9 protein-coding genes are annotated in these 10,669 nt (G+C 75.0%); 7 read left to right on the top strand and 2 right to left on the bottom strand.

The genetic code is table 11. The features are described 5' to 3' along the window. Positions 1-178 precede the first annotated feature (178 nt). The 6 genes from ACFUMH_RS16845 to ACFUMH_RS16820 all read left to right on the top strand — a co-directional run bounded on the left by ACFUMH_RS16845 (position 179) and on the right by ACFUMH_RS16820 (position 8,670). Positions 179-1,960 carry an ABC transporter ATP-binding protein gene (locus ACFUMH_RS16845; protein WP_378208283.1) on the top strand — a complete coding sequence of 594 codons (1,782 nt, stop codon included), beginning with the start codon at positions 179-181 and terminating at the stop codon, positions 1,958-1,960. Further along, the gene (locus ACFUMH_RS16840; protein ID WP_378208279.1) at positions 1,957-3,984 is read left to right on the top strand and encodes an ABC transporter ATP-binding protein; all 2,028 of its coding nucleotides are present in this window, start codon (positions 1,957-1,959) and stop codon (positions 3,982-3,984) included. The genes ACFUMH_RS16845 and ACFUMH_RS16840 overlap by 4 nt, the downstream gene beginning before the upstream one ends. A 102-nt stretch (positions 3,985-4,086) precedes the next feature. Beyond that, on the top strand, positions 4,087-5,394 hold the full coding sequence (locus ACFUMH_RS16835) for an endo-1,4-beta-xylanase (RefSeq protein ID WP_378208276.1): 1,308 nt from the start codon (positions 4,087-4,089) through the stop codon (positions 5,392-5,394). Continuing rightward, positions 5,391-6,701, top strand: a complete 1,311-nt coding sequence (locus tag ACFUMH_RS16830) for an MFS transporter (RefSeq protein ID WP_378208273.1) — start codon at positions 5,391-5,393, stop codon at positions 6,699-6,701. Before ACFUMH_RS16835 ends, ACFUMH_RS16830 begins: the two co-directional genes overlap by 4 nt. Next, positions 6,632-7,501, top strand: coding sequence for a TrmH family RNA methyltransferase (locus tag ACFUMH_RS16825; protein WP_378208270.1), 870 nt, complete (start codon positions 6,632-6,634; stop codon positions 7,499-7,501). Before ACFUMH_RS16830 ends, ACFUMH_RS16825 begins: the two co-directional genes overlap by 70 nt. Before the next feature lie 74 nt (positions 7,502-7,575). Beyond that, a complete protein-coding gene (locus ACFUMH_RS16820) occupies positions 7,576-8,670 on the top strand; it encodes a right-handed parallel beta-helix repeat-containing protein (protein ID WP_378208266.1) in 1,095 nt (364 codons plus the stop codon). A 26-nt stretch (positions 8,671-8,696) separates the two neighbouring features. On the opposite strand, the gene ACFUMH_RS16815 is transcribed toward ACFUMH_RS16820, so the two are convergent. Next, positions 8,697-9,272, bottom strand: coding sequence for a YbaK/EbsC family protein (locus tag ACFUMH_RS16815; protein WP_378208263.1), 576 nt, complete (start codon positions 9,270-9,272; stop codon positions 8,697-8,699). A 59-nt stretch (positions 9,273-9,331) separates the two neighbouring features. Next, complete coding sequence (locus ACFUMH_RS16810; RefSeq protein ID WP_378208260.1) at positions 9,332-9,874, bottom strand: YbhB/YbcL family Raf kinase inhibitor-like protein; 543 nt, start codon at positions 9,872-9,874, stop codon at positions 9,332-9,334. A gap of 100 nt (positions 9,875-9,974) precedes the next feature. Here ACFUMH_RS16810 and ACFUMH_RS16805 point away from each other — a divergent pair, with 100 nt between their 5' ends. Then, positions 9,975-10,640: a trimeric intracellular cation channel family protein gene (locus tag ACFUMH_RS16805; protein WP_378208257.1), complete on the top strand. Its 666-nt coding sequence runs from the start codon at positions 9,975-9,977 to the stop codon at positions 10,638-10,640. The last annotated feature ends 29 nt before the right edge of the window (positions 10,641-10,669 follow it).

Genomic DNA, 10,669 nt, shown 5'->3' with positions numbered 1-10,669 from the left:
GGTCGTGCCCTGCGGGGCACGGCCGCCGCGCCGCGTCCCGACAGCGCCCCGCGCCTCGGGCGGGGGCACACCCGCCGACCGTGCACGTCCGCCCTCAGCGGACGCCCGGCGTATCGGGCTTGGCGCGTTGCGGCGCCCGTGGGAGCGTGTGAGCCGGTCCCGCGGAGGAGGAACAGCCGTGCTCATGCGACTGCTGCGCGAGCAGCTGCGCCCGTACCGGGGCGCCGTGCTCGCCGTGCTGGTGCTCCAGCTCGTCCAGACGCTCGCGACGCTGTGGCTGCCGAGCCTGAACGCCGACATCATCGACGACGGCGTCGCCCGCGGGGACACCGCGACGATCTGGCGGATCGGCGGCGTGATGCTCGCAGTCAGCCTCGTGCAGGTCGTCGCCTCGGTCGGCGCGGTGTGGTTCGGCGCCCGCACCGCCATGGCGTTCGGACGCGACGTGCGCGGGCGCCTGTTCGACCGCGTGCAGTCGTTCTCGCAGCAGGAGATGGGGCGGTTCGGCGCGCCGACGCTCATCACCCGCACGACGAACGACGTGCAGCAGGTGCAGATGCTCGTGCTCATGACGTTCGTGTTCCTCGTCATGGCGCCGCTCATGCTCGTCGGCGGCGTCGTGATGTCGCTGCGCGAGGACGTGCCGCTGTCCGGCCTGCTCCTCGTGGTGGTGCCGGTGCTGGTCGCCGTCGTCGCGCTCGTCGTCACGCGCATGGTGCCGTGGTTCCGGCGCATGCAGAAGCGCATCGACGACATCAACCGCGTGATGCGCGAGCAGCTCACGGGCGTGCGGGTGGTCCGCGCGTTCGTGCGGGAGCGGCAGGAGCGCGCACGGTTCGAGGTCGCCAACGAGCGCCTGTTCGAGGCGTCGCTGCGCACCGGCCTGCTCATGGCGCTGCTGTTCCCCGCGGTGATGCTGGTGATGAACGCCTCGAGCGTCGGGGTCGTGTGGTTCGGCGCCCGCCGCGTCGACGCGGGCCAGATGCAGATCGGCTCCCTCATCGCGTTCCTCAGCTACATCATGTTCGTCCTCATGGCGGTGATGATGGCGTCGATGATGGTGATGATGGTGCCGCGCGCGATGGTGGCCGCCGAGCGCATCACCGAGGTGCTCGACACGTCCACGACCGTGGTGCCGCCCGCGACGCCCGTGCACTTCGCCGCCGCGCGCGCCCACGCCGGGGTCGACGGCTCCGGCGACGGCGGACCGCCGCGCACCGGCGTCCTCGACCTGCGCGACGTCGAGTTCCGCTACCCGGGCGCCGAGCACGCGGTGCTCCAGGACGTCTCCTTCGTCGCAGAGCCGGGGCGCACCACGGCCATCATCGGGTCCACCGGCGCGGGCAAGACGACGCTGCTCAACCTGGTGCCGCGGCTGTACGACGTCACGGGCGGGCGGGTGCTCGTCGACGGGGTCGACGTGCGCGACGCCGACCCCGAGGCGCTGTGGTCGCGCATCGGCCTGGTCCCGCAGCGGCCCTACCTCTTCTCGGGCACCGTGCGGTCCAACCTGGCGTTCGGGCGCCCGGACGCCACCGACGACGAGCTGTGGCACGCCCTCACCGTCGCGCAGGCGCGCGACTTCGTCGAGGCGCTGCCCGAGGGGCTGGAGGCACCGGTCGCGCAGGGCGGCACGAACCTCTCCGGCGGGCAGCGCCAGCGTCTCGCGATAGCGCGTGCGCTGGTCCGGCGGCCCTCGGTGTACCTGTTCGACGACTCGTTCTCGGCGCTCGACTACGCGACCGACGCGGCCCTGCGCGCCGCGCTCGTGCCGGAGACCCGCGACGCGACCGTGCTCGTCGTCGCGCAGCGCGTGGCGACGATCCGGTACGCCGACCGCATCCTCGTCCTCGACGAGGGACGGGTCGTGGGGGACGGCACGCACGACGAGCTGCTGGCGTCGAGCACCACGTACCAGGAGATCGTCTACTCGCAGCTGAGCGCGCAGGAGGCGGCATGAGCGCGGGGCCGGAGCAGCGCGCGAGGACGGCAGCCGGGACGCCGGCGGCCGCACCGGCCGGCCCGCCGGCGCGCCCCGGGGGACCGCGCGGCGGTCCCATGGGGATGGGCATGGGCATGCCGGTGCAGCGGTCCCTGGACTTCCGGGGCTCGCTGCGCCGGCTGCTCACGGTGCTGCGGCCCGAGCGCGCCCGCCTCGTGGCCGTCCTCGTGCTCGGGGCGCTCTCGGTCGCCGCGGCGGTCGCGGGGCCGAAGCTGCTGGGGGACGCCACCAACGTGCTGTTCGACGGCGTCGTCTCGCGCGGGCTGACCGAGGTCGTCCCCGCCGGGTCGACGCAGCAGGAGGCCGTCGACGCCCTGCGCGCGGGCGGCCAGGACCAGCTCGCCGACATGGTCGCCGCCATGGACCGCGTCGTCCCGGGGCAGGGCGTGGACGTCACGCGGCTCGGCGGCATCCTGCTCGTGGTGCTCGTCGTGTACCTGGCGGCGTTCGTCCTCGGCTGGCTGCAGGGCCGGCTGACGGCCCGCGCGGTGCAGGCCACGGTGCTGCGCATGCGCACGCACGTGGAGGAGAAGCTCGCGCGCCTGCCGCTGTCCTACTACGACCGCCAGCCGCGCGGCGAGCTGCTCAGCCGCGTCACCAACGACATCGACAACGTCGCGCAGACGATGCAGCAGACGTTGTCGCAGCTGGTCACCTCCGTGCTCACGGTCGTCGGCGTGCTCGGCATGATGTTCTGGCTCTCGCCGCTGCTCGCCGTCGTCGCGCTCGTGACCGTGCCGCTGTCGGTCGTCGTCGCGGGCGCCATCGCCAAGCGGTCCCAGCCGCAGTTCGTGCGGCAGTGGGCGTCCACGGGTCAGCTGAACGCCCACATCGAGGAGATGTTCACCGGGCACGAGCTGGTGACCGTGTTCGGCCGGCAGCGGGAGGCGGCGCGCACGTTCGCCGAGCGCAACGACGAGCTGTTCGAGTCCAGCTTCCGGGCGCAGTTCATCTCCGGGATCATCCAGCCCGCGCTCGGCTTCCTCTCGAACCTCAACTACCTCGTCATCGCGGTGGTCGGCGGCCTGCGCGTCGCGTCGGGCACGATGACGCTCGGCGAGGTGCAGGCGTTCATCCAGTACAGCCGGCAGTTCACGCAGCCCCTGACGCAGATCGCGTCGATGGCGAACTTGCTCCAGTCGGGTGTCGCGTCCGCCGAGCGCGTCTTCGAGCTGCTGGACGCCGACGAGCAGACGCCGGACCCGGTGCAGCCCGCGCGCCTCGACCGCCCGGTGCGCGGGCGCGTGGCGTTCGAGCACGTGTCCTTCCGCTACGAGCCGGGCACGCCGCTCATCGAGGACCTCAGCGTGGTGGCCGAGCCGGGGCAGACCGTCGCGATCGTCGGCCCGACCGGCGCGGGCAAGACGACCTTGGTGAACCTGGTCATGCGGTTCTACGAGGTCGACGCCGGCCGCATCACGCTCGACGGCGTCGACACGCGCGACCTCACGCGCGACGAGCTGCGCGGCCAGATGGGGATGGTGCTGCAGGACACGTGGCTGTTCGGCGGCACGATCGCGGAGAACATCGCGTACGGCGTCGACGGCGCGACGCGCGAGCAGGTCGTCGAGGCGGCCGTCGCCACGCACGTCGACCGCTTCGTGCGGACCCTGCCCGACGGCTACGACACGGTGCTCGACGACGAGGGCGGCAGCGTGTCGGCGGGGGAGAAGCAGCTGCTGACGATCGCGCGCGCCTTCCTCGCCGATCCCGTGATCCTCATCCTGGACGAGGCGACGTCGTCGGTCGACACGCGCACCGAGGTGCTCGTGCAGCAGGCGATGGGGACGCTGCGGACCGGCCGCACGTCGTTCGTCATCGCGCACCGCCTGTCGACGATCCGCGACGCCGACGTCATCCTCGTCATGGAGGAGGGGCGCATCGTCGAGAAGGGCTCCCACGACGACCTCCTGGCGGCCGACGGCGCCTACGCGCGGCTCTACGCGAGCCAGTTCGCGGCCGCGAGCGCACCCGTGGACTGAGCGGGGCGGGCCCGCCGCCCGCGCTCGCGGTACCGGCGCGCCGTTTGTGCGGGTCGACGGCGGCGGCGATGCTGTGCCCGTAACGATTCGAGGAGGAACACGTTGTCGACCACGCCCGCCCAGCCCGCCCGCGCCGACGCCCCGGTCGTCGCCGACCCGGCGCTGCGCCACCGCGTCCGCAGCCTCACGGTCCGCCTCACCGACGCCGCAGGGGGTCCGCTCGCCGGGGCGCGCGTGCGGGCCGAGCAGCGGTCCCACGCGTTCTGGTTCGGCAACATCGGCTTCGACGAGGTGCAGCGCGCGGCCGCCGCCCTGCCGGGCGGCACGCCGCTGACGCGCCAGGAGGACGAGCTGCTGGCCCGCCTCGACGAGCTGTACCTGGACGTCTTCAACCAGGCCACCCTGCCGTTCTACTGGGGCACGTTCGAGCCCGTGCAGGGCGAGCCACGCACCGCGGCCCTGCGCGCCGCCGCGCAGCACTACGTGGACCGCGGCATCGCCGTGAAGGGCCACCCGCTCGTGTGGCACACCGTCCAGCCGGACTGGCTCACGCCCCTGCCGGACGACGAGGTCCTCCGCCTGCTGCGCGCCCGCGTGCAGCGCGACGCGCGCGAGTTCGCCGGCCTCGTCGACGTGTGGGACGCCATCAACGAGGTCGTGATCATGCCGGTGTTCGACAAGGACGACAACGCGGTCACGCGCGTCGCCGCGACCGTCGGGCGCATCGGCATGATCCAGCTCGCGTTCGACGAGGCCCGCGCCGCGAACCCGGACGCGATGCTGCTGCTCAACGACTTCGACATGTCCGCCGACTACGAGCACCTGGTCGAGGAGGCCCTCGCCGCCGGCGTCCGCATCGACGCGCTCGGGCTGCAGAGCCACATGCACCAGGGCGCCTGGGGCCGCGACAAGACGCTCGACGTGCTCGAGCGCTTCTCCCGGTTCGGCCTGCGCATGCACTTCACGGAGACGACGCTCCTGTCCGGCGACCTCATGCCGGCCCACTACGACGACCTCAACGACCACCAGGTCGACGAGTGGCCGTCGACGCCCGAGGGCGAGGAGCGGCAGGCGCAGCAGGTCGAGGAGCACTACCGCACGCTGCTGGGGCACCCCATGGTGGACGCGGCCACGTACTGGGGCCTGTCCGACCACGGCATGTGGCTCAACGCGCCGGGCGGGCTCGTGCGCGCCGACGGCACGCCCAAGCCGGCGTACGACACGCTGCGCGGGCTCGTGAAGGGCGAGTGGTGGCTCGGCGCGACCGACGTCACCGCCGACGCCGACGGCGCCGTCCAGCTGCGCGGGTTCGCCGGCCGTTACACGGTCGAGGTCGACGGCGTGCGCCACGAGGTCGAGCTGCCCGCCGAGGGCGGTGACGCGCAGACCGAGGTGGTCGTGGGCCGGTGAGCACCGTCGGGCACCGGCTGGTGCGCGACCCGCTCACGCTCGGGCTGTACGCGCCGTTCGTCGTCTGGGGCTGGCTGCTGTACAGCTTCAACCCCAGCGTCCCGCTGCTCGCCGACGAGCTCGGCGTCAGCGCGGCGCAGGCCGGGCTGCACGGCACCGCGATGGCCGCGGGCGGGCTCGTCGCGGCACCGCTGATCCCGCGTGCCGCGGCACGGCTCGGGCGGCGCACGACGCTCGTCGTGGCGGCGCTCGTCGTCGCCGCGGGCCTCGCCGGGCTGCTGCTCGGGGGCAGCCTCCCGGTGACGCTGACCGGCATGCTCGTGACGGCGGTCGGCGGGAACCTGCTCATCGCGACGGCGCAGGTCGCGCTGGCGGCGCACCACGGGCCGACGGCGTCCGCCGCGATCACCGAGGCGAACGGCGTCGGGTCGGGCGTCGGGCTGCTCGGGCCGCTGGCCGTCGGCGCGTCCGTCGCGATCGGCTGGGGCTGGCGTGCCGGGGTCGTCGTGACGGCCGTGCTGGGCGTCGCGACGGCGGTGCTGGTCGCGCGCCTGCCGCGCTCGCCCGCGCTCGAGCGGCCCGCGCCGGTCGAGCCACCCGGCGTGGCCGGCGGGGCGGGACGTGCGGGCGCCACGGGACCCGCACCCGCACCCGTGCGCGGGGTGCGGGCGTCGACGTTCTTCCTCGCCGCGCTCGTCGCCGCGACGTCGCTCGAGTTCGCGACGACCTTCTGGGCGACGGACCTCGTGCTCGAGCGGACGTCCGCCGGTGCGGGCATCGCCACCGCGACGACCGCCGGCCTCGCCGCCGGCATGACGGCCATGCGGTTCGTGGTCGGCCCTCTGTCGCTGCGCGTCCCGCCGGCGACGCTGCTCGCCGCCTCGTTCGTCATCTCGGTCGGGGGGTGGGCGGTGCTGTGGACGGCGACGAGCACGGCCGTCGCGCTCACCGGGCTCGTGGTCGCGGGCTTCGGCTACGGCGCGCAGTACCCGCTGTCGGTCGCGCTGCTGCTCGCGGCGTCGCCGGGGCGGCGCGACCGCGCGCAGTCGCACGCCACGCTCGCCGGCGCGCTCGCCGTCGGCGTGGCGCCCTTCGCGCTCGGCGCGGTCGCCGACCAGGTCGGCAGCCACCAGGCGTTCGTCCTCGTGCCGGTCGTCGCCGTGGTCGGGTTCGTCATGGCCCTGCTCGGCGGGCGCGCGGTCCGCCGCACCCGTGCGCCCCTGGGAGGATCGACGCCGTGGCACGACCCGACCTCCACCCCGTCACCGACCGCGACGACCCCCGCCTCGCCGACTACGTCGGCCTGACCGACGTCGCGCTGCGCCGGCGGCTCGAGCCGGAGCGGGGCCTGTACATCGCCGAGAGCTCGACCGTCCTCGGGCGGGCGCTGCGCGCGGGGCACCGGCCGCGGTCGGTCCTCCTCGCGCCGCGCTGGCTCGGCGACGTCGAGGCGATGCTCGCGGCGCTGCCGGGGGACGACGTGCCCGTGTACGTCGCCGACGAGCCGGCGCTCGAGGCCATCACCGGCTTCCACGTGCACCGCGGTGCCCTCGCGGCGATGCACCGGCCGGTGCTGCCGTCCGTGGCCGACGTGCTCGCCGGGGCGCGCGACGGCGCGGGTGCGCGACGCGTGGCGGTGCTCGAGGACGTCGTCGACCACACGAACGTCGGCGCCGCCTTCCGGTCGGCCGCCGCCCTCGGCGTCGACGCGGTGCTCGTGACGCCGCGCTGCGCCGACCCGCTCTACCGGCGGTCGGTGCGGGTGTCGATGGGCACGGTGTTCCAGGTGCCGTGGACCCGCGTCGACCCGTGGCCCGAGGGCGTCGACGCGCTCCGGGGGCTGGGGTTCGTGGTGGCGTCCCTCGCGCTGTCCGACGACGCGATCACGCTCGACGAGCTCGTCGCCGCCCCGCCCGAGCGCCTCGCGCTCGTCCTCGGCGCCGAGGGGCACGGGCTCAAGCCGCAGACGGTCGCCGCGTCCGACCTCGTGGTGCGGATCCCGATGGCGGGCGGGGTGGACTCGCTCAACGTCGCCGCGGCGGCGGCTGTGGCGTTCTGGGCGACGCGTGTGACGTCTCACCCGGGTGGAAACAGGACAGAAGCGTAGAAGTCGGACGTGCGCAGGCCCGACGCTCGGGCGTGACGTCGGCGCCGGTGCCGACGCGACACCAGGGGGAAACCATGCGCGCTCGTCCCGTCCTGCCCGTCCTCGCCCTCGCCGCCGCCGTCGTCCTGGTGGCACCACCCGCGTCCGCCGCACCTCCGCAGCCCGCCTGCGGCGACACGCTGACGGTGGACACCGCGCTGCGCGCCGACCTCACCTGCGCGGCCGGGCCCGGTCTGCGGCTCGCGGCCGGCGTCACGCTGGACCTGCGCGGGCACACGCTGCGCGGTCCCGGCGACGGCGTGGGCGTCGAGGTGGCGTCCGCGGGGGCGGTCGGCGTCCGCAACGGCACCGTGACCGGATGGGGGGTCGGCCTGCGCACCTACGGGGTGGAGGGCACGGGGACGGGCCCGCTCACGGTGGACCGGATGCGCTTCCGGGACAACGGCGACGGCCTCGACGTGTCCGCCACGCAGCTCGGCGAGTGGGCGAAGCCGACGACGATCATGCGGTCGACGATCACCGGCAGCAGCGACACCGCCGTGGAGGCCGCCTGGTCCGTGCCGGTGACGATCGACCGGACGACCCTCGCCGACAACCGGTTCGGGCTGCGGGCGGACGGGGGCGACACGGTCGTCACCGGATCGCGCCTCCTGCGCCACGAGCAGGCGATCAGCATCTACGAGGGGTCGGTGAACGTGCGGGACACCTCGTTCGACGACAACGCGACGGGGATCACCGCCGCGAGCGTCGCGGTCGTGACGGTCGCGGACAGCAGGTTCACGGGGTCGGGGACCGCCGTCGACGGCACGTGGGCCTTCCTCGACGTCGCGGGGTCGCGCTTCACGGCCAACACCACGGCCGTCGTCATCGGCGGCTACGGCGCGTCCGTCGACGGCAGCACGTTCCGCGCCAACGGGACCGGGGTCACGCTCGGGACCCCCTCGGCGACCGGGAGCGTCACCGGCAACGTGTTCCGCCTCAACGGCGACGGCATCCGGCTGGAGCCGGGCGACGCGGGCATCGAGGTCGGCGGCAACGACGTGCGACGCAGCACCGGCTGGGGCATCTACGCGCCCGGGGTGACCGACCTGGGGGGCAACGTCGCGCGCGGGAACGGCAACGAGCCGCAGTGCGTGGGCGTCGTGTGCGACGGGACGCCGCAGTCCTGATCGCGCCCTGCCGGGCGTGGAGGTCGTCAGGCGAGCGCGAGCCCCTCGACGACCTCCACGCCCGGTGCCCGCGCCAGCAGCGCACCGGGCAGCGCGACCTTCGACCGCCGGAGCCCGCTGCCGACGACCACGACGCCGCCGAGCGCCGGGTGGTCGGCGGCGACCGTCGCGTCGGCGAGCACCCGGTAGCCCGCCGGCAGCCCCAGCGGGGTGATGCCGCCGTACTCCATGCCGGACTCGGCGGTGGCCCGGTCCATCGGCAGGAACGACGCCTTGCGCACGTCGAGCAGGCGCTTGACGGCGTTGTTGACGTCGGCGCGCGTCGTGGCGCGCACGAGCGCGGCGGCGACCTTCTCCTCGCCCGCGCGGCGCCCCGCGACGAGCACGCAGTTGACCGACGCCTCCAGCGGGAGGTCGTACGCCTCCGTCATCGCCGCGGTGTCCGCCAGGTCGGGGTCGATGGCCGTGACGAGCACCGCGTCGGCGACGGCCGGGTCCGCGTCCGACCACGCGCGGAGCGCGGCGGCGGTGGGGTCGGCGAGCAGGTCGGGGCGGTCGACGGCACGCTCCCACGTGAGCGAGCCGAGCGTCGTGGTCGTCATGCGAGGCAGGGTAACCGGCGGCACCGACGGTCCCGCGCCGGACTGGTCGGCGCCGCGGCTCAGCGCTGGTAGGTCGCCATGAGCACGCCGCGCGCGAGCGTGTGGAAGACCAGGGTTGCGCTCGCCGCGCCCGGGGGCGTGTCCGGGGTCAGCCCGAGGTCGGCGGTGTCCAGCGCGTGCACGGCGACGTAGTAGCGGTGCACCTGGTCGCCGGGCGGCGGCGCGCTGCCGCGGTACGCCGCGACGCCGTCGTCGCCGCGCAGCTGGAACGCCCCCGGGGGCAGGCCCGCGCCGTCCTCGGTCCCGACGCCCCGCTCGAGCGTCGTCACCGACGCCGGGATGCCGAGCACGGTCCAGTGCCACCACCCCGCCACGCCGGGGGCGTCCGGGTCGAACACGTTGACCGCGAACCCGCGCGTGCCCTCCGGGAAGCCCGACCACGACAGCTGCGGCGACACGTTCTCGCCGGCGTCGGTGTTGGTGTGCACGTCGGGGACGCGCTCGCCGTGCACCCAGTCCGTGCTCGTCACGGCGAACGCGGGGACGGCGGGCAGGAGCGCGTACGGCTCGGGGGCGACGGGGCGGGTCAGCGACGCGGGCACGGTGACCTCCGGGTGGGCCCGGCGCCGGTCGCCGGGCGGTCCCGCCCATCCTCACCGGAGGTGGCGGGCCGCGCACGCGCGGATGCGGTAGACCCGTGCCGTGAGCGACGTCCCCGTGCTGCTGGTGCTGGACCTGCTCGGCACGTTCGCGTTCGCGCTGAACGGGGCGCTGACGGCGGTGCGGGTGGCGCGCGTGGACCTGGTCGGCGTCGTGACGCTGGGGATCATCACCGGCGTCGGCGGCGGCATCGTGCGGGACGTCCTGCTCGGCGCGCTGCCGCCCGCGTCCTTCCGTGACGGGCGCTACCTCGCGGCGGCCGCCGCCGGCGGGGTGCTCGCGTTCCTGTTCGGCCGGGGCCTGCAGCGCTTCCAGCGACCCATCGACGTGCTCGACGCCGCCGGGCTGGGCCTGTTCGCCGTGACGGGTGCGGGGAAGGCGCTCGCGCTCGGTGCCGGGCCGGCGCAGGCCGTGATCCTCGGGGTGGTGACCGCGGTGGGCGGCGGCACGATGCGCGACGTCCTCGTCCGCCGCGTGCCCGTCGTGCTCACCAGCGAGCTCTACGCGATCCCGGCACTGGTCGGCGCGACGCTCGCCGTGCTGGCGGCGGCGGGCGGCGTCGACGAGGTGCTCGGCGCGCCCGCGGCGCTCGGTGCCGCGCTCGCGTGCTTCGCCGTGCGGATGGTCGGCCTGCACTACGGTCTCGACGCCCCGCGCCCCCCGGGCGCGTGGGACGCCGGCGCGCGCGCGGACGACCCGGACCGCTGACGCGCCCACCCGGGCAGGCGTGCCCACGC

The organism is Cellulomonas sp. NPDC057328, assembly GCF_042667215.1.
GTDB lineage: Bacteria > Actinomycetota > Actinomycetes > Actinomycetales > Cellulomonadaceae > Cellulomonas.
This window is presented reverse-complemented; position numbering and strand designations above follow the sequence as displayed.